This window comes from Nocardioides sp. SYSU D00038, from assembly GCF_016924665.1.
Taxonomy (GTDB): Bacteria; Actinomycetota; Actinomycetes; order Propionibacteriales; family Nocardioidaceae; genus Nocardioides.
In genome coordinates this window covers 30068-47795 of sequence record NZ_JAFFJT010000005.1, presented here as the reverse complement: position 1 = coordinate 47795, position 17728 = coordinate 30068, and the positions used below count along the sequence as shown (strand labels likewise).

Below are 17728 nucleotides of genomic sequence, written 5' to 3'. Positions count from 1 at the left end.
ACATGGCCAGCTTCCAGATGATCGCGGGCGATCCCGCCGCCGACGCCGTCCGGCGCACCGCGCTCCGACGGATGCGCACCGTCGCCGGCGGCCTCCTGCTCCTCGCCGCGGCGGTCTACGTCGCCACGCTCGGCCACGACGGCGTCCTCGGGTTCGTCAACGCCGGTGCGGAGGCCTCGATGGTCGGCGCGATCGCCGACTGGTTCGCGGTGACCGCGCTGTTCCGCCACCCGCTGGGCCTGCCGGTCCCGCACACCGCGCTGATCCCGCGGCGCAAGGACGAGCTCGGCAAGGGGCTCGAGGACTTCGTGGGGGAGAACTTCCTGCAGGAGGACATCATCCGCGACCGGATATTGGTCGCCCGGATCTCCGAGCGGGTCGGCGGCTGGCTGGCGCAGCCCGACAACGCCCGCAAGGTCGTCGACGAGGTCGCCGAGGTGGCGGCGATCGCGCTCGGCAAGGTCCGCGACGACCACATCGAGTCGCTGGTCAAGGACGCCCTCGTGCCGCGGTTCCGCGAGGAGCCGATCTCGCCGCTGCTGGGCGGGCTGCTCGGCGAGGCGATGCGCGACGACCTCCACCACGGCCTCGTCGACCTCGCGGTCGTGGAGCTGCACGGCTGGCTGGTCGACAACCCCGAGACCGTCGCCGAGGTGCTGGGGGAGCGGGCACCGTGGTGGACGCCGCCCAGCGTCAACGACCGGGTGATCGCCCGCCTCCACAAGGAGCTGGTGCGGTGGGTCGGCGACATCCGCGACGACCCCCAGCACCGCGCCCGGGTCGCCCTCGACTCGATGCTGCGCCAGCTCGCCGACGACCTGCTCGAGGACCCCGGCACCCAGGAGCGCGCCGAGCGCCTCAAGGACCGCCTCCTCGAGCACCCGGCGGTCCTCTCCACCGCGATCTCGCTCTGGGACGCGCTGCGCCGCGCCCTCACCTCGTCGCTGCGCGACCCGGCCGGCGCCGTCCGCCAGCGGCTGCTGACCGAGGCCCGGGCGTTCGCCGACCGCCTCACCACCGAGCCCGCCCTGCGCGAGCGCCTCGACGGCCTCGCCGCCGACGCCGCAGTTTTCGCCGTCTCCCGCTACGGCACCGAGGTCACCGCCGTCATCACCCACACCATCGAGCGCTGGGACGGCAAGGAGGCCGCCGACCGCATCGAGCTCCACGTCGGCCGCGACCTCCAGTTCATCCGCATCAACGGCACGATCGTCGGCGGCCTGGTGGGTGTGCTGATCCACGCGATCAGCGTCCTCCTCCACTGACCGGTGGTCGCGGAAGGACGAAGTCCTTCGCTCGAAACCCGGTGAGTCGACCGCCCTCCCTTGCTCGGGATGCCCGCGCGCTGAGCAGGCCGACGCTCGCGGTCAAGGATTCCTGCGGCGCCTCCGGCGTCCTTGACCGCGAGCCTCGGTCGGCCTGCTGGTACGGCGCACTGCCGGCACCCGCAAGCTCGCGCCGCCAGCATGCGCGGGCTTCGCGTATCGCTGGTTGAGGTGCGAGGAGCGCTAGCGACGAGCCTCGAAACCCGGTGAGCCGAGCCCCCTCCCTCGCTCGGGATTCGGCTCACTCCGCATGCTGACTCGGGATGCCCGCGCGCTGAGCAGGCCGACGCTCGCCGTCAAGGATTCCCTGCGGCGCCTTCGGCGTCCTTGACCGCGAGTCTCGATCGGCCTGCTGGTACGGCGCACTGCCGGCACTCGCAAGCTCGCGCCGCCAGCACTGCGCGGGCTTCGCGTATCGCTGGTTGAGGTGCGAGGAGCGCTAGCGACGAGCCTCGAAACCTAGCGAGCCGATCGCCCTCCCTCGCTCGGGATTCGGCTCACTCCGCATGCTGACTCGGGATGCCCGCGCGGCTAGCAGGCCGACGCTCGCCGTCAAGGATTCCCTGCGGCGCCTTCGGCGTCCTTGACCGCGAGCCTCGGTCGGCCTGCTGGTACGGCGCACTGCCGGCACTCGCAAGCTCGCGCCGCCAGCACTGCGCGGGCGTTCCGCTGGTTGAGGAAGGACGAAGTCCTTCACTCGTTACCCGGTGAGACGACAACCCTCCCGCAACCACTGCGGGGCGACTCAGGTTTCGCCGACCCGTCGTTAATCAACGCCGGCTCGGCGCACCACGGCGTCAACAAGCGCCGGGTCGGCGGTACCCGCAGGCGGTCGGCCGGCGGGGTTTCGAGACAGTCGCTAGCGCGACTTCCTCAACCAGCGATGGGTCGGCGGGCGCTGGTTGAGGTGCCAGGAGCGCTAGCGACGAGCCTCGAAACCCAGTGAGCCGAGAGCCCTCCGGCGGGGACGGTCTGCGTTCGGCCGGCGAGGGTTTCGAGACAGTCGCTAGCGCGACTTCCTCAACCAGCGATGGGCGCCTCACGACCGCGGTAACGATCAGGTCACAAACCCGAATCCCGTTGTGGACAACGCGAAAACCGGCCGAGGACTGTCGGTGGTCGATGCTTGGATCGAAGCATGACAGGCAACCGGGACCAGCTGATCGCGGCACTGCGCCGCGAGCAGCAGGCTGCCGATCGAGCCGAGGCCAACAAGCTCAAGTTGGCGTGTGAGTGGGCCGACCTGCACCCCGCCGAGTCGATCGTCCCGGCCATGGAGAGGTGGGAGGACGCCGACGTCCTCGGCGGCGAAGGCACCCCGCAGGTGGCGGAGTTCTGCGTCGCCGAGCTCGGCCTCGCGCTCGGCACCTCCACCCACGCCGCCCGGCTCCTGCTCGCCGAGGCCCTCGAGCTGCGGCACCGCCTCAAGCGGCTCTGGGCACGCGTGCAGGCCGGCGAGGTGCAGGCCTGGAAGGCCCGCACCGTCGCCAAGCACACCATCGCGCTGCCGCCCGCGGTCGCGGCGTACGTCGACTCCCAGCTCGAGACCCGCGCCGCACGCCTCGGGCCCAGGCAGGTCGAGAACCTCGTCACCGAAGCGATCCTCCGCCTCGACCCCGACCAAGCAGAACGCGACCGACAAGCAGCGCTCGCCAAGCGCTACGTGCGGATCACCCACGGCCGCCACGGCATCGCCTGGGTCGACGCCCAGGTCGACACCGCCACCGCCCTCCAGCTCGAGACCGCGATCGCGGCCGGCGCCAAGACCATCGAGACCGACGAACCCCTCGACCTCCGACGCGCGAAGGCCCTCGGCCAGCTCGTGAAGGGCGACACCACCGTCGTGGTCCACCTCCACGACCAAGCCGTCGGTCTGCTCGACAACACCCGCGAGCCCGTCACCCTCGACCAGGTCGCCAACTGGTGCGGTCAGGCCACCACCGTCAAGCCCGTGCAGGTCATCGACCTCAACACCCACCACCAGACCGACAGCGCCGAGGTCCCAGCCCGGCTCAAGCGCCAAGCCGAGCTGATCTTCCACACCTGCGCCTTCCCCCACTGCACCCAACCAGCCACCCGCTGCGACACCGACCACACCATCGCCCACGACGACGACGGACCCACCTGCTCCTGCAACCTCGTCCCACTCTGCCGACGGCACCACCGCCTCAAGACCCACACCCTCTGGACCTACGACCGCATCAACCGCGACACCGTCGAGTGGACCAGCCCCCACGGGCTCACCGCCCGCCGCGACCCCACCGGCACCTGGGAACCCTGACCACCCCGCCCCGCACCCCGTCCGGCAGCGCCGACGGGGGCGGGTGGCGCGCGCGGGTGCGCGCGACCGGGCGAGTGCGTGGGAGGATGCACCACGTGAGTGACGTGCAGCCCGTGCCGATCAGCGACGCGAACATCAAGCTCGGTCAGTTCCTCAAGCTGGCCAACCTCGTCGAGTCCGGCTCCGACGCCAAGGCCCTGCTGGCCGGCGGGATGGTCCGGGTCAACGACGTGGTCGAGACCCGCCGCGGGCGCCAGCTGGTGCCGGGCGACGTGGTGCGCCTGGCCCACCAGGCCGCCCGGGTCACCGACGAGAACGGCGAGGTGCCCTGGGGCTGAGCCCCAGGGGCGGTTCAGCTCAGGCCGAGCAGGTCCACCACGAAGATCAGCGTCTCGCCGGGCTTGATCACGCCGCCGGCACCCCGGTCGCCGTAGCCCAGGTGGGGCGGGATGACCAGCTGGCGGCGGCCGCCGATCCTCATGCCCTGCACGCCCTGGTCCCAGCCGGCGATGACCTGGCCGATGCCGAGGCGGAACTGCAGCGGCGTGCCCCGGTTGTACGACGCGTCGAACTCCTCGCCGGTGGAGTGGGCGACGCCGACGTAGTGCACCGAGACCGTCTGGCCGGCCTTGGCCTCCTCGCCGTCGCCGACGGTGAGGTCGGTGACCACCAGGTCGGCGGGGGGCTCGAAGTCGGGGAACTCGATCTCAGGCTTCTCCATGGCTCCGACCCTACGGGGCGGCGGGGAGGGGTGCGCGTCAGCCCCGCACCAGCGACTCCGGCGTGAGCTCGCGGTGGCTGCGGTAGCCGGCGTTGCCGAGCGTGAGGTCGAGCTCGGCGAGCAGGCAGCGCAGCACGTGCTCGACCCCGGCCTGGCCGGCGAGCGCGAGGCCGTAGAGGTACGGGCGGCCGAGCAGCACCGCCTCCGCGCCCAGCGCCAGCGCCTTGACCACGTCGGGCCCGGTGCGCACGCCGGAGTCGAACAGCACCGTCGTACGCCGGCCGACGGCCTCCACGATGCCGGGCAGCACGTCGAGCGAGGCGATGGCGCCGTCGACCTGCCGCCCGCCGTGGTTGGAGACCACGATCCCCTCGACGCCGCTGTCGACCGCGCGCCGGGCGTCGTCGACGTGCTGGATGCCCTTGAGCACGATCGGCCCGTCCCAGCGCTCGCGCACCCATGGCAGCTGGTCCCACGACAGCCCGGGGTTGGGGAAGACCGAGGCGAACGCGATGCCCGCCGCGCCGGGGTCGTCCTCGGCCGGCTTCTCCAGACGGCGGTTGAACACGGGGTCGGTGGTGTAGTTGGCGATGCCCTCGTTGGCGAGGAACGGCAGGAAGCCCCGGTCGAGGTCGCGCGGGCGCCAGCCGAGCATCGTGGTGTCGAGGGTGACGACCAGCGTCGTGTAGCCGGCGTTCTTGGCCCGCTCGAGGAAGCTCTCGGCCAGCTCGTCGTCGGTGGGCCAGTAGAGCTGGAACCAGCGCGACCCGGAGCCGTTGGCCTCCGCGGCCTGCTCGATGGAGTGGCTGGCCTGGGTGGAGTGGACGTAGGTGAGGCCGAGGGCCTCGGCGGCGCGGGCGGTCGCCAGCTCGCCGTCGGGGTGGGCCAGGGTCTGCACGCCGACCGGTCCGAGGACGACGGGGGCCGGCATCGAGGTGCCGAGCACCGTCGTCGACAGGTCTCGGGTGGCGTGGTCGCGCAGCATCCGCGGCACGATCCGCCAGCGCTCGAAGGCCTCGACGTTGGCCCGGGCGGTGGAGCCGCTGCCCGCGCTCGGCACGACGTAGCCCATCGCCTCCGGCGAGAGCACCCCCGCGGCGTGGCTCTCGAGCGCGCCCAGGTCGGTCGTGATGTCGGGGACCTGCCCCAGGAACATGCCGTTGACGTAGATGGACACCTGGTGGTCGCCGAAGTGGGTCACGAGCCGATCCAAGCACGGCCGGGAATCCCTCGTCGCGGCGACGCGTTCAACACCGCATGGCCACCACTGCGCTGACCGCCGACACGATCGACGCCACCATCGAGGCCGACGGGATCACCCTCGTCGACTGGTGGGCGTCCTGGTGCGGGCCGTGCCTGCAGTTCGCCCCGGTCTTCGAGGCGGCGAGCGAGCGGCACCCCGACATCACCTTCGCCAAGATCGACACCGAGGCCGAGCCCCAGCTCTCGGCCGACGCCCAGATCACCTCGATCCCGACGCTGATGATCTTCCGCGACGGCTACCTGGTCTACAGCCGCCCCGGTGCCCTGCCGCCGCAGGCGCTGGAGCAGCTCATCGAGGGCGCTCGCGGGCTCGACATGGACGAGGTGCGCAAGGCGGCCGAGCAGCAGTAGCCTGCGGCATGCTCACGGCCGGCCAGCTCCTCGCGTTCGGCGTGGCGGCGCTCATCCTGATCGCCATCCCCGGCCCGAGCGTGGTGTTCGTGATCGGCCGGGCCCTCGCCTACGGCCGCTCGGTCGCGCTGGCCAGCGTCGTCGGCAACACGCTCGGCCTGCTGGCGATCGTCCTCCTGGTCTCGTTCGGGCTGGGCGCGATCCTGGAGCGCTCCGAGAGCCTGTTCCTGGCGGTCAAGCTGGCCGGTGCCGCCTACCTGGTGCTGCTCGGCGTCCAGGCGATCCGGCACCGCAAAAACCTCCGCGACGTCGACGTACGCCGCGCCGGCCGGATGACCCCGCGCCGCGCCGTCCGCCAGGGCTTCGTGGTCGGCATCTCCAACCCCAAGGCGTTCGTGATCATCGGCGCGATCCTGCCGCAGTTCGTCGAGCCCGACCGCGGGCACGTCCAGCTCCAGCTGGTGCTGCTCGGCCTGGTGGCCGTCGTCATCGGCCTGTGCTCCGACAGCCTCTGGGCGGTCACCGCGGCTCGGCTGCGCGACTGGTTCGCCGCCTCCCGCCGCCGCGAGGAGGGCGTCGGCCTGGTCGGCGGCCTGTCGATGGTCGGTCTCGGCGTCACCACGGCGCTGACCGACTGACCTGTCGCTGCGGCGGCTGACCCCCGGGGCGGCGGTGAGCAGGCCCCGATCCGCCCACCCGCAACGGCGGCTGACGCACCGCGACCCTCGGCTAGCCCCGGGCAGCGGTGAGCAGGCCCCGATCCGCCCACCCGCGACGGCGGCTGACGCACCGCCACCCGGCTAGCCCCGGGCAGCGGTGAGCAGGCCCCGATCCGCCCGCCCACAACGGCGGCTGACTCACCGCCACCCCGCGACACCCCGCGACACCCCGTGCCGCCCCGCGACCGAGCGACTCGCAGTCACCGCCCGCCGGCGACCCGCAGCGTCGTGCCGGTGACGTACGACGCCGCGTCGCCCAGCAGCCAGGCGATCGCCTCGGCGACCTCCTCGGGCTCGCCGACCCGGCCGAGCGGCACGAGGGGGGCGACCCGCTCGAGCCGGCCGGGCTCGCCGGCGTCGGCGTGGATCGTGGTGCGCACGATGCCCGGCGCCACCCCGACCACCCGCACCCCGTCGCCGGCGACCTCGATGGCCAGTCCCTTGGTGAGGGTGTCGACCCCGGCCTTGGCCGCGGCGTAGTGGACGTACTCGCCGGGTGAGCCCAGCGTGGCCGCACCGGAGCTGACGTTGACCAGCACCCCACCGGGCCCGCCGTAGGAGCGGCCGAGCGCGCGCACGGCGGCCCGGGCGACCAGGATCGCGGCGGTGAGGTTGAGGTCGACGGCGCGGCGCACGACCTCGGGCGGGGTCTCGGCGAGGGCACCCACGTGGAGGGTGGCGCCGGCGTTGTTGACCACGCCGGTCAGCCGGCCCGCCCCCGCGGCCGCCGCGAACAGGGCGTCGACACCGTCGTCGGCGAGGAGGTCCTGGCGCACCAGGGTGCAGGCGGCGCCGGCGTTCTCGACGTCGGCGCGCACCAGCTCGGCGGCGGCATCGTCACGGGCGTAGCCGAGCACCAGGTCGTGACCGGCCTCGGCCAGCCGGGCGGCGGTGGCCGCCCCGATCCCGCGGGTGCCGCCGGTGACCAGGGTGAGGGGGCGCACCGTCAGGTCTGGTGGACGTAGCTGTCGAGCTGGTCGCGCTCGAACTCCAGCTGGCTCAGCTTGTGCTTGACCGCGTCGCCGATGCTGACGATCCCGACCAGGCGACCCTGGTCGAGCACCGGCATGTGCCGGATCCGCCGCTCCGTCATCCGCGACATCAGCGCGTCGAGCTCGTCGTCGGGTGCGCAGGTCTCGACCACCGCCGTCATGATCGCGCCGACGGTGTTGTTGACGACCGTGCCGTCGTGGTGGAGGTGACGCACCACGTCGCGCTCGCTGACGATGCCGTCGAGACCCTCGCCGTCGGCGCTCACGATCAGCGCCCCGACGTTGTGCTCGGCGAGCCGGGCGACCAGGTCGCGCACGCCGGCGTCCGGGGTGATCGTGACGACGTCGTGCCTCGACTTGGCCTCGAGGATGTCGCTGACCCGCATCTGCACCTCCGCTGGCTGGGGGACTCCGACCGTAGCGTCGGGGGGTCCCCGTGAACAGGGGCGCTCTCAGTCCTCGTCGGTCGGCCGGGAGGCCCGGGGGAAGAGCTCGGAGACCGAGCCGGGTCCGCTGCTGGGCGACTCGTCGTCGGCGGCGGAGCCGAGGAAGGCCAGCGCCGCGTCGTGGAGGTGCCCGTTGGTGGCCAGCGCGTTGCCGCCCCACGGGCCGCGGTTGCCGTCGAGGGAGGTGAACTCGCCGCCCGCCTCGCGCACGATGATGTCGAGCGCCGCCATGTCGTAGACCTCGAGCTCGGGCTCGGCGGCGATGTCGACCGCACCCTCGGCCAGCAGCATGTAGGACCAGAAGTCGCCGTAGGCGCGGGTCCGCCAGCAGCGGCGCACCAGGCTGAGGAACTCGTCGAGCTGGCCGCGCTCCTCCCACCCGCCGAGCGAGGCGTAGGACAGCGAGGCGTCCTCGAGCCGGCGTACGTCGGAGACGTGGCACTGGGTCGCCTTGAGCAGCGAGCGGCCGGTCCAGGCGCCGTTGCCGACCGAGGCCCACCAGCGGCGCTGGAGCAGCGGCGCGGAGACCACGCTGAGCACCACCTCGTCGTCGACGGCGAGCGCGATCAGCGTGGCCCACACCGGGACGCCGCGCACGAAGTTCTTGGTGCCGTCGATCGGGTCGATGATCCAGCGGCGCTGGCTGTGCCCGCTCGAGCCCTGCTCCTCGCCGGTGATCGCGTCGCGCGAGCGGGTGCGCGACAGCGTGCGGCGCAGGCTCTCCTCGACCGCCTGGTCGGCGTCGGTCACCGGCGTCAGGTCGGGCTTGCTCATCACGTGGAGGTCGAGCGCGCGGAACCGCGCCGTGGTCAGCGAGTCGGCGTCGTCGGCCAGCACGTGGGCCAGGCGCAGGTCGTCGGTGTAGTCCGGGGTGTCAGCCACGACGCTCAGACTATTCTCATCCAACTGATTCAATGTTCATCCATGGAGATCAACGGACTCCCGTTGCACGCGCTCGTCGTGCACGCAGCCGTCGTGTTCGGTCCGCTCGCCGGCCTCACCGGCCTCGCCCACGCCCTGGTGCCGCGCTGGCGCGACCGGCTCCGGTGGCCGCTCGTGGTCGCGGTGCTGGTCGCCACCGTCGCCATCTGGGTCGCCTACCTCTCCGGCGAGCAGCTCGAGGAGGCCAACCAGTACGGCGGCCCGCTCGCAGAGCTGCTCGAGACCCACGAGGACCGTGCCGGCGTGCTGCGGCTGAGCACCACGGGCTTCGCCGTGGTGGCGGTCGCCTCGGCGTGGCTGCACGGCCGCACCGGCGCGGTGCGGGTGGTGCTGTCGGTGCTGGTGGCGGCGGGAGCGGCGCTCACGCTCGTCTACGCCGTGCTCACCGGCGACGCGGGCGCCCAGATCGCCTGGTACGGCACCAAGGGCTGACGCTCACCAGCTCGGCGCGGACCTCGCGTCGAGCAGCCTGCGGAACGACGACACCCGGTCGGGGTCGGCCCGCCCCTCGGTGACGGCCTCGTCGAGGCCGCACTCCGGCTCGTCGCTGCCGTGGGTGCACCCGCGGGGGCAGTCCTCGGTCATCTCGTCGAGGTCGGGGAAGGCGCCGATGAGGTGCTCGGGCTCGACGTGCGCGAGCCCGAACGAGCGGATGCCCGGGGTGTCGATGATCCAGCCGCCGCGACCGCGCTCGTCGGTGGGCAGCTCGAGCATGTAGGCCGAGGTCGAGGTGTGCCGGCCGCGCCCGGTCACGGCGTTGACCACCCCCACCTCGCGGAGTGCGTCGGGCACCAGCGCGTTGACCAGCGTCGACTTGCCGACGCCGCTGGAGCCCACCAGCACGCTGGTGCGCTCGGCGAGCCGGTCGCGGACCTCGTCGAGGTCGCCGCCCCGCTCGGTCACCACCCACGGCACGCCGAGCGAGCGGTAGGTCGAGAGCAGGGTGTCGGGGGAGGCGAGGTCGGCCTTGGTGAGGCAGAGCAGCGGGGTCATGCCGGCGTCGTACGCCGCCACCAGGGCGCGGTCGATCAGCCGGGGCTGGGGATCGGGGTCGGCGAGCGCGGTGACCACCACCAGCTGCTCGGCATTGGCGACGATGATCCGCTCGACGGGGTCGTCGTCCTCGGCGGTCCGCCGCAGGGTGGTGACCCGCTCCTCGACCTCGACGACCCGGGCCAGCGAGCCGTCGTCGCCGGAGACGTCGCCGACCACGCGCACCCGGTCGCCCACCACCACGCCCTTGCGGCCCAGCGGGCGCGCCTTCATGGCGGTCACGGTGCGGCCCTCGACCAGCAGCGTGTAGCGGCCCCGGTCGACGGTCACCACGACGCCGCGGTGGGCGTCGTCGTAGCTGGGACGCTCCTTGGTGCGGGGGCGGGTCCGGCGGCGGGGACGGTCGTAGTGCTCGACGTCCTGGTCGGAGTAGCGCCCCGTCACCCGGTCACCCCTGGAAGAGGCCGGCCCAGAACGGGGCGAAGTCGGTGAACGTCTTGCTGGTCGTGGCGACGTCCTCGACCAGCACGTCGTCGACCGCCGCCCCCACGATCACGCCGGCGTGGGCCATCCGGTGGTCGGCGTAGGTGTGGAAGACGCCGCCGTGCAGCGTCGCGGGTCGCAGCGAGAGCCCGTCGTCGTGCTCCTCGACGTCGGCGCCGAGCCCGGCCAGCTCGGTGGCCAGCGCGACCAGCCGGTCGGTCTCGTGGTGACGGATGTGGGCGACGCCGCGCAGCCGCGACGGGCCGTCGGCCAGCGCGCACAGCGCGGCGACGGCCGGCGTGAGCTCCCCGACGTCGCGCAGGTCGACGTCGAGGCCGGCCAGCCGGTCCGGGCCGGTGACGGTGAGGCCCTCGGCGGTGCGCTCCACCGTGCAGCCCATCCGGGCGAGGATGTCGCGCAGGGCGTCGCCGGCCTGGGTGGTGTGCTCGGGCCAGTCGCGCACGGTGACCGCCCCGCCGGTCACCGCGGCCAGGGCCAGGAACGGCGCCGCGTTGGACAGGTCGGGCTCGACGACGAGGTCGACGGGCTTCACCGGGCCGGGCTCGACCCCCCACCGGTCCGGCTCGTGGGTGTCGACCGCCACGCCCTGGGCCCGCAGCATCTCGACGGTCATCTCGATGTGGGGCAGCGACGGCACCGGTGCGCCACGGTGGAGCACCTCGACCCCGCGGTCGTAGCGGGCCCCCGCGAGCAGCAGCGCCGAGACGAACTGCGACGACGACGACGCGTCGACCACCACCCGGCCGCCGGTCACCGCGCCGGAGCCGGCGACGGTGAAGGGGAGGGCGTCGCCCTCGACGGCGACGCCGAGGTCGCGCAGCGCGTCCAGCACGGTGCCGATCGGCCGGGTGCGCATGTGCGGGTCGCCGTCGAAGGAGATCCGGCCGCCGGCCAGGCCGGCCACGGGCGGCACGAAGCGCATCACGGTGCCGGCCAGCCCGCAGTCGACGGCGGTGTCGGCGGAGGACCAGCCGGGGGTGACCGTCCAGTCGTCACCGGAGGTGTCGAGGGTGCTGCCGAGCGCCGAGAGCGCCCCGGCCATCAACAGCGTGTCGCGCGAGCGGAGCGCCCGGCGTACGACGGACGGCCCCTCGGCGAGCGCGGCCAGCACCAGGGCGCGGTTGGTCATGGACTTGCTGCCCGGAAGGGCGACCGTGGCCCGGACCGGCGCGGCGGCGCGCGGAGCCGGCCAGGGGTCAGGGATGGTCGCCGTCGTCACGCACCGAAGGGTATCGGCAGGCCAGCTCAGGTCGGATCAGGTCAGGTCAGGTCAGCTGGGCGCGGGCCAGCTTCGCCTCGCGCCGGGCCGCGCGCGCCAGGTGACGGCCCTCGCGCCGGGCGTCCTTGGCCGCACGCCGGGCCCGCCAGGCCACGCCGGGGCGTCCCTCGGTGTCGCCCGCAGCGATCATCAGGCCGCCGGCCATGGAGATGTTCTTGAAGAAGCTGAGCTTCTGCTGCTGGCGGGTGGCCGGGTCCTCCTCCTGCCAGAACGGGTGGCCCGCCAGCGTGGTCGGCACCAGGCTCGCGAGCAGCACCGCGGCCGACGTCCGGGGCGCCCGGCCGGTGGCCAGCGCGAGCGCCGCGGCGACCTGCACCCCGGCGTTGACCCGCACCAGCGTAGCCGGGTCGTCCGGCAGCGGCGCGCCGGCCTTGCGAGCCAGCGGCACCAGCCTGGCGGTGAGCGGCGCGGCCTTGGCGGCCATCGCGTCGGTGTTCTTGAGGGCGTTCGCGGCCCCCACGAAGAACATCGAGGAGAGCATCGGGCGGGCGAGGAGTCTGCTGACGGCCATGCCTACTACCTACCCGAACGCCGGTCGGCCGATCCCCGGCGGGCGCTCAGCGGGGCACGACGGTCGTGGAGGTGTCGTTGCCGGGGTCGGGGTCGTCCACGTCGCTGTCGGGACGGATGGTGAAGGTCAGCGTGGTGCGCGCGGAGAGCAGCGGGACCGCCAGCAGCACGAACGTCTCGCCGGGCCGGGTGACCCGGCACTCCGCACGGCCGGCCGAGATCAGCGTGCAGCGCGGGTCGAGCGTCAGGGTGACGGTCGCCGGGTGGGCCACCAGGCTGAGGGTGGCGGTCTGGTCGGGGCCGAGGCCGGCGGTGTCGGCGCGCACCGCCCAGATCAGGCCGAGCGCGCTGCTGGCGCTGCTCGTGACCGAGAGGTCGGCGGTCAGCGGTGGGGGCTCGGTGGGCGAGGGCGTCGGCTCGGTCGGCGTCGGCGTAGGCGCCACCGGCTGGGTCGGGGTGGGCCGCGGGGGGTCGGACGGCGACCCGGTGGCGGTCGGATCGGGCCGGTTCGGCGGGTCGGACGGCGACGACGGCGGGTCGTCGACCGGGTCGCCCGGGTCGTCTGCGGGCGCGTCGGTGGGGGAGTCCGGGCGGTCGACCGGGTCGGGTGCGGTGCCGGGCCGCTCCGGCCGGTCCTGGAGCTGGTCCGGACGGTCGGGCACGGCGGGGGAGCCCTCGTCGGCGGGCGGGCTGACGACCCGCTGCGCGGTGGGCTCGTCGGGGCCGGAGTCGGAGCCCTGCGCCAGCTGCAGGCCGACCACGAGCCCGCCGGCGACCACCGCGGTCGCCGCCACGCCGACCACCGCCGTCGTGGCGGCGTTGCCGGCCGCGGCGTCCTTGGCGCGGTCGAGCAGGGCGACGAAGCCCTTGACGACGCCGCCGCCGGCCGCGGCGCCGGCGACGCTGCCGGCGACCCCCGAGACGCCCGAGACGTACGCCGCGGCGGCCGTGCCGAGCACGATCGGCGCGAGCACTGCCCCGAGGTTGGAGTTGACCTCGGTGAGCTCGAGGTAGATGGCGGTGCAGGCGCGGCAGTCCTTGAGGTGGGCCTCGACCTTGGCGCCGTCGCGGCGCGAGACGCCGCCCCGGATGTAGGCGCCGAGGTTGGCCCGGGTGCGCGCGCACTGGTCGTCCTCGACCTCCTGGGCGTGCATGGAGACGAAGGCCTGGCGCAGGCCCTCGCGGGCCCGGTAGGCAAGGGCGGAGACCGAGTTGGCGCTCATGCCGAGCAGGGGCGCGATCTCGGCGGGCTTCTGGCCCTCGACCTCGGTGTGCCAGAGCACCAGCTGCCACCGCTCGGGCAGCGAGGCGAAGGCGCGGGCGGCCGCCTCGTTCTCGAAGCCGGCCACGGCGGTGTCGGTGAACGGCACCCCGGGGTCGTACGGCGTGAGGTCGTCGGTCGTCTGCAGGCGGGAGCCCGCGCGGATCCGGTCGACGTGCAGCCGGCGCACCGCAGTGAGCAGGTAGGCCCGGAACGCCAGGTCGGGGCCGCCGCCGCGCTGGAGGACGGTGAGCACCTTGGCGAACGCCTCGGAGACCAGGTCGTCGACGTCGCCGCCGCTGACCAGCTGGCGGCCGAGGCGGCGGGCGGCCTCGACGTGGCGCGCGAAGAGCAGGCCGTAGGCGTCGACGTCGCCCCCGCGGACGGCCGAGATCAGCTCGGCGTCGCCCGGGCCGTCGTCGACGGTCCCGTCGAGGCTGTCGCTGGTGGTCCTGCTCACGAGGGTCCAACGGCGCACGGCCCGAAAAGCCACGCCCCGACCTGCGGAGATCCACCCGCGACGGCCCTCGACCACAACTGGTCCAGACCAGTCCGGTCAATCGTCCAGAACCGCGTCACGAGTCCTCCGCGGGCCCGTTCCACCGGCGTACTACCCGAGTCCCGGGGGGATCGGGCGACGGACAGCTAGGGGGCGCTCGTGGGCATCTTCACCGCTCGTGAGGCCCGCACCCTGGCGGATCCTGGAGTGGGTGCGGAGCTGACCGAGGCACAGCGCCGGCGACTGCCGGCCGGCTTCGAGTCGGTAGGGGAGGCACTCGCTGCGGGATCCCGGTCCGTCGTCGAGGCGTGCTGGGTGGTCGGCCGTGATCTTGCCGAGGTGGGGGCCTCGCTGGGAGAGGTCCTCGAAGGGCTCCGGTCGACCACCCTGCTCGTGCGTGGCGACGAGCCTGCGTTCGCCGAGGTGCACGCCACCAGCGTCGCCTGGAGCGAGGGCACCCTCGCCTTCCTCCACCGCCTCTCGTGCTCCGACCCGATGACGGGGCTGGCCAGCCAGGCCCACCTGCGCGAGCGACTGGCCGAGTGCTACCGCGAGGTCGGCGACGGCGCCGTCCGCCGCGCCTTCGCCCTCGTGGTGGTCGAGGCGGCCGTGCCCACCGACTTCGTCGGGCACGCCCAGTCGATGACCTGGTACGGCGAGATGGCGCGCTCGGTCTTCCCCGGCCGCGAGACCATCGGCCGCGTCGGCGTGCGTCGGGTGGTGGTGATCGCGCCGCGCGACGACCAGCTCGCGCTCCGGGTCTCGCTGCTCGGCCGGATGCTCGCCGGCCGCGGCGTCCGGGTGTGGATCGAGGGCCTGCCCGGCACCGACCACGTGGCCACCCAGCTCCTCGACGAGCTCGCCCGCTCCTGAGCTCCGCTGCTCGGGCGTTCCTCCGGCGCCGGGGCCGGGCCGGGGCCGCCTAGGCTGACCCCATGTGCGGTCGCTACGCCTCCAGCCGGCGTCCCGAGGACCTCATCGAGGAGTTCGAGGTCGTCGAGGACCGCACTCCCGCGCCGCTGGCGCCCGACTTCAACGTCGCGCCCACCAAGGAGGTCTACGCCGTCGTCGAGCGCCCGCCGTCGAAGGAGAGCCCCGAGCCCCCGGAGCGCCAGCTCCGGGTGCTGCGCTGGGGGCTGGTGCCGTCCTGGGCCAAGGACCCCTCGATCGGCAGCCGGATGATCAACGCCCGGATGGAGACGGTGGCCGAGAAGCCGGCGTACCGGCGGGCGTTCGCGGCCCGGCGCTGCCTGCTGCCGGCCGACGGCTACTTCGAGTGGTACCCCACCAGCCAGCTGACCAAGGCCGGCAAGCCGCGCAAGCAGCCGTTCTTCATCCGGCCGGCCGACGGCGGCGTGCTGGCGATGGCCGGCCTCTACGAGATCTGGCGCGACCCGGAGCGGGCCGACGACGACCCGGAGCGGTTCAGGTGGACCTGCACGGTCATCACGACCGAGGCCGAGGACGAGGTCGGCAAGATCCACGACCGGATGCCGCTCATGGTCGAGCGCGACCGCTGGGGCGCCTGGCTCGACCCCCGCGCCCCCCAGGACGACCTGCTCGACCTGCTGGTGCCGGCGTCGCCGGGCCGGCTCGAGGCGTTCCCGGTCTCCACGATGGTCAGCAACGTGCGCAACAACGGTCCCGAGCTGGTCGAGCCGCTGCCGCTCGACGACCTGCCGCTCGAGGTGGCCGACGGCGTCGTCGGCGGCGTCGCTGGCGGGGACGGCGCCTGATGGGCACCGAGCGCAGCGTCGACACCCCCCACGGGCCGGGCCGGCTGGTCACGGCGCGGGCCCGGCGGCCGGTGGCGACCCTGCTGCTCAGCCACGGCGCCGGCAACGGCATCGACACCCGTGACCTCGAGGCGCTGGCGTCGGGGCTGCCGCGCCACGGCATCTCGGTGGTGCGCTTCGAGCAGCCCTGGCGGGTCGCCGGGCGCCCGGTCGCGAGCCCGCCGGCCCACCTCGACGCGGGCCTGGTGGCGGCCGCCCGGTCGCTGCGCTCGACGGTGCCCCTCGTCGTCGGTGGCCGCTCCGCCGGCGCCCGGTCGGCGTGCCGCACCGCCGCTGGGCTCGGCGCGGCCGGGGTGCTCGCGCTGGCCTTCCCGCTGCACCCGCCCGGCCGCCCGGAGAAGTCGCGGCTGGCCGAGCTGACCGCGGTGGAGGTGCCGACCCTGGTCGTGCAGGGCGAGCGCGACACCTTCGGCCGCCCCGAGGAGCTCCCGCCCGACGTCGACCTGTGCGTCGTGCCGGGCGGCGACCACGGGCTCAAGGTGCCGGTGCGCGGACCGGTCAACCAGGAGGAGGCCCTCGAGATCGTGGTCGAGGCGGCCCTGGAGTGGCTGGTCCGCGAGGTCGTCGGCAGCCGCGCGTGAGCGCTGCGGACGGCCGGGAATGGACGCCGTGGGAGCGGCGTTCCTCCTTCTGTGATCGCCGTACTGGACAGGCCCACCCCGGCCGTAGACTGGGTCTCGATGACTGACTCCGTCGAGACCCCCACGGGCGACGCCACCGAGGCCCCGGCCACCGCCGAGGACGTCGACGTCGCCACCGAGTCCGAGGCTGACCGCTCGGCTCGCTTCGAGCGCGACGCGCTGCCATTCCTGGACCAGCTCTACTCGGCTGCCATGCGGATGACGCGCAACCCGGCGGACGCCGAGGACCTGGTGCAGGAGACCTTCGCCAAGGCCTACTCGTCGTTCCACCAGTTCCGCCCCGGCACCAACCTCAAGGCCTGGCTCTACCGCATCCTGACCAACACCTTCATCAACACCTACCGCAAGAAGCAGCGGCAGCCGCAGCAGTCGATGTCGGAGGACGTCGAGGACTGGCAGCTCGCCCGGGCGGAGTCGCACAGCTCCACCGGCCTGCGGTCGGCGGAGATGGAGGCGCTGGAGCACCTGCCCGACTCCCAGGTCAAGGACGCCCTGCAGCGCCTGCCCGAGGAGTTCCGGCTCGCGGTCTACCTCGCCGACGTCGAGGGATTCGCCTACAAGGAGATCGCCGAGATCATGGAGACCCCCATCGGCACCGTGATGTCCCGCCTGCACCGCGGGCGTCGCCAGCTGCGCGACATGCTGTCCGACTACGTCCGCACCAACGACCTGCTGCCCGCGGGCACCACCGACCGGAGCAAGTGATGAGCCACCAGCACGGCCCCGACGACGTCTCCGCGGCGGAGTGTGCCGACTACCTCGAGCAGATCGTCTACTTCATCGACAACGAGCTCGACGCCGCCGACTGCGCCGCCGTCCGCGAGCACATCGACGCCTGCAACCCGTGCCTGGAGAAGTACGACCTCCAGCGCACGGTGAAGTCGGTCGTCGCCCGGTCGTGCTCGGAGAAGGCGCCCGAGGACCTGCGGGCCAAGGTGCTGGTGCAGCTGCGCGAGGTGCAGGTCCGGATCACCGAGGCCTGAGCCCGAGCCGCCTCCGGAAAGCCACGAGCCCCCGACCAGCGGTCGGGGGCTCCTGCACGTAGTCCTGCGCTCAGGCGTTGGGGCGCTTGCCGTGGTTCGCGCCCTTCTTCTTGCGAGCGCGGCGCTTGCGGCCGGTCTTGCCCATGGTGTCCTCCTGGTCGATGTGAGTCGCCCTACGAAGGGCCGAGGGTCAGTCTCTCAAATGTCGACGGGCACGGCGAA

The 17728-nt window shown here is 73.5% G+C and carries 20 protein-coding genes and 1 pseudogene; 11 read left to right on the top strand and 10 right to left on the bottom strand.

From position 1 onward, the window contains the following. Positions 1 to 2: 2 nt before the first annotated feature. The 3 genes from JT721_RS01160 (at position 3) to JT721_RS01150 (ending at position 3944) form a co-directional block, all read left to right on the top strand. Positions 3 to 1265 carry a DUF445 domain-containing protein gene (locus tag JT721_RS01160; protein WP_205471055.1) on the top strand — a complete coding sequence of 421 codons (1263 nt, stop codon included), beginning with the start codon at positions 3 to 5 and terminating at the stop codon, positions 1263 to 1265. 1198 nt (positions 1266 to 2463) lie between these two features. After that, positions 2464 to 3606, top strand: coding sequence for an HNH endonuclease signature motif containing protein (locus JT721_RS01155; RefSeq protein ID WP_205471054.1), 1143 nt, complete (start codon positions 2464 to 2466; stop codon positions 3604 to 3606). 95 nt (positions 3607 to 3701) lie between these two features. Beyond that, positions 3702 to 3944, top strand: a complete 243-nt coding sequence (locus JT721_RS01150) for an RNA-binding S4 domain-containing protein (protein WP_307827790.1) — start codon at positions 3702 to 3704, stop codon at positions 3942 to 3944. A gap of 14 nt (positions 3945 to 3958) precedes the next feature. Here JT721_RS01150 and JT721_RS01145 read toward each other — a convergent pair whose 3' ends face one another. Together JT721_RS01145 and JT721_RS01140 are read right to left on the bottom strand one after the other, a co-directional pair. After that, the gene (locus tag JT721_RS01145) at positions 3959 to 4327 is read right to left on the bottom strand and encodes an FKBP-type peptidyl-prolyl cis-trans isomerase (RefSeq protein ID WP_205471052.1); all 369 of its coding nucleotides are present in this window, start codon (positions 4325 to 4327) and stop codon (positions 3959 to 3961) included. A 37-nt stretch (positions 4328 to 4364) separates the two neighbouring features. After that, entirely contained in the window at positions 4365 to 5528 is a 1164-nt protein-coding gene (locus tag JT721_RS01140; protein ID WP_205471051.1) for a lactate 2-monooxygenase, read from the bottom strand. Between the two features lie 44 nt (positions 5529 to 5572). Between JT721_RS01140 and JT721_RS01135 the strand changes: the two are divergent. Then, a pseudogene (locus JT721_RS01135) lies at positions 5573 to 5941 on the top strand (thioredoxin family protein); the annotation flags it as partial. An 8-nt stretch (positions 5942 to 5949) separates the two neighbouring features. After that, the gene (locus JT721_RS01130) at positions 5950 to 6579 is read left to right on the top strand and encodes a LysE family translocator (protein ID WP_205471049.1); all 630 of its coding nucleotides are present in this window, start codon (positions 5950 to 5952) and stop codon (positions 6577 to 6579) included. A 281-nt stretch (positions 6580 to 6860) separates the two neighbouring features. On the opposite strand, the gene JT721_RS01125 is transcribed toward JT721_RS01130, so the two are convergent. From JT721_RS01125 to JT721_RS01115, 3 genes are all read right to left on the bottom strand, one after another. Continuing rightward, the gene (locus JT721_RS01125; protein ID WP_307827787.1) at positions 6861 to 7604 is read right to left on the bottom strand and encodes an SDR family oxidoreductase; all 744 of its coding nucleotides are present in this window, start codon (positions 7602 to 7604) and stop codon (positions 6861 to 6863) included. A gap of 2 nt (positions 7605 to 7606) precedes the next feature. Further along, complete coding sequence (locus JT721_RS01120; RefSeq protein ID WP_205471257.1) at positions 7607 to 8038, bottom strand: CBS domain-containing protein; 432 nt, start codon at positions 8036 to 8038, stop codon at positions 7607 to 7609. 66 nt (positions 8039 to 8104) lie between these two features. Then, positions 8105 to 8980 (bottom strand): inositol monophosphatase family protein, encoded by an 876-nt coding sequence (locus JT721_RS01115; RefSeq protein WP_205471048.1) that lies wholly within the window; start codon positions 8978 to 8980, stop codon positions 8105 to 8107. Positions 8981 to 9022: 42 nt separating this feature from the next. On the opposite strand from JT721_RS01115, the gene JT721_RS01110 reads away from it, so the two are divergent. Beyond that, positions 9023 to 9472, top strand: coding sequence for a DUF2231 domain-containing protein (locus JT721_RS01110; RefSeq protein ID WP_205471047.1), 450 nt, complete (start codon positions 9023 to 9025; stop codon positions 9470 to 9472). Positions 9473 to 9475: 3 nt separating this feature from the next. On the opposite strand, the gene rsgA is transcribed toward JT721_RS01110, so the two are convergent. From rsgA to JT721_RS01090, 4 genes are read right to left on the bottom strand one after another with little or no spacing between them, the layout of a single operon-like run. Further along, a complete protein-coding gene (rsgA, locus tag JT721_RS01105) occupies positions 9476 to 10477 on the bottom strand; it encodes a ribosome small subunit-dependent GTPase A (protein ID WP_205471046.1) in 1002 nt (333 codons plus the stop codon). Positions 10478 to 10481: 4 nt separating this feature from the next. Beyond that, positions 10482 to 11756, bottom strand: a complete 1275-nt coding sequence (gene aroA, locus JT721_RS01100; RefSeq protein WP_205471045.1) for a 3-phosphoshikimate 1-carboxyvinyltransferase — start codon at positions 11754 to 11756, stop codon at positions 10482 to 10484. Between the two features lie 46 nt (positions 11757 to 11802). After that, the gene (locus JT721_RS01095) at positions 11803 to 12327 is read right to left on the bottom strand and encodes a DoxX family membrane protein (RefSeq protein ID WP_205471044.1); all 525 of its coding nucleotides are present in this window, start codon (positions 12325 to 12327) and stop codon (positions 11803 to 11805) included. Positions 12328 to 12373: 46 nt separating this feature from the next. Then, positions 12374 to 14047, bottom strand: a complete 1674-nt coding sequence (locus JT721_RS01090) for a sigma-70 family RNA polymerase sigma factor (protein ID WP_205471043.1) — start codon at positions 14045 to 14047, stop codon at positions 12374 to 12376. A gap of 198 nt (positions 14048 to 14245) precedes the next feature. Here JT721_RS01090 and JT721_RS01085 point away from each other — a divergent pair, with 198 nt between their 5' ends. The 5 genes from JT721_RS01085 to rsrA all read left to right on the top strand — a co-directional run bounded on the left by JT721_RS01085 (position 14246) and on the right by rsrA (position 17506). After that, positions 14246 to 14959 carry a hypothetical protein gene (locus JT721_RS01085; RefSeq protein WP_307827783.1) on the top strand — a complete coding sequence of 238 codons (714 nt, stop codon included), beginning with the start codon at positions 14246 to 14248 and terminating at the stop codon, positions 14957 to 14959. A gap of 62 nt (positions 14960 to 15021) precedes the next feature. Continuing rightward, positions 15022 to 15822 carry an SOS response-associated peptidase gene (locus JT721_RS01080; protein WP_205471042.1) on the top strand — a complete coding sequence of 267 codons (801 nt, stop codon included), beginning with the start codon at positions 15022 to 15024 and terminating at the stop codon, positions 15820 to 15822. Further along, positions 15822 to 16463: an alpha/beta family hydrolase gene (locus tag JT721_RS01075; protein WP_205471041.1), complete on the top strand. Its 642-nt coding sequence runs from the start codon at positions 15822 to 15824 to the stop codon at positions 16461 to 16463. The genes JT721_RS01080 and JT721_RS01075 overlap by 1 nt, the downstream gene beginning before the upstream one ends. A 99-nt stretch (positions 16464 to 16562) precedes the next feature. Further along, positions 16563 to 17228 (top strand): sigma-70 family RNA polymerase sigma factor, encoded by a 666-nt coding sequence (locus tag JT721_RS01070; protein WP_205471040.1) that lies wholly within the window; start codon positions 16563 to 16565, stop codon positions 17226 to 17228. Continuing rightward, positions 17228 to 17506: a mycothiol system anti-sigma-R factor gene (gene rsrA / locus JT721_RS01065; RefSeq protein WP_205471039.1), complete on the top strand. Its 279-nt coding sequence runs from the start codon at positions 17228 to 17230 to the stop codon at positions 17504 to 17506. The genes JT721_RS01070 and rsrA overlap by 1 nt, the downstream gene beginning before the upstream one ends. Positions 17507 to 17576: 70 nt before the next feature. On the opposite strand, the gene JT721_RS21895 is transcribed toward rsrA, so the two are convergent. Next, on the bottom strand, positions 17577 to 17651 hold the full coding sequence (locus tag JT721_RS21895; protein WP_369759046.1) for a 50S ribosomal protein bL37: 75 nt from the start codon (positions 17649 to 17651) through the stop codon (positions 17577 to 17579). Positions 17652 to 17728: the final 77 nt, after the last annotated feature.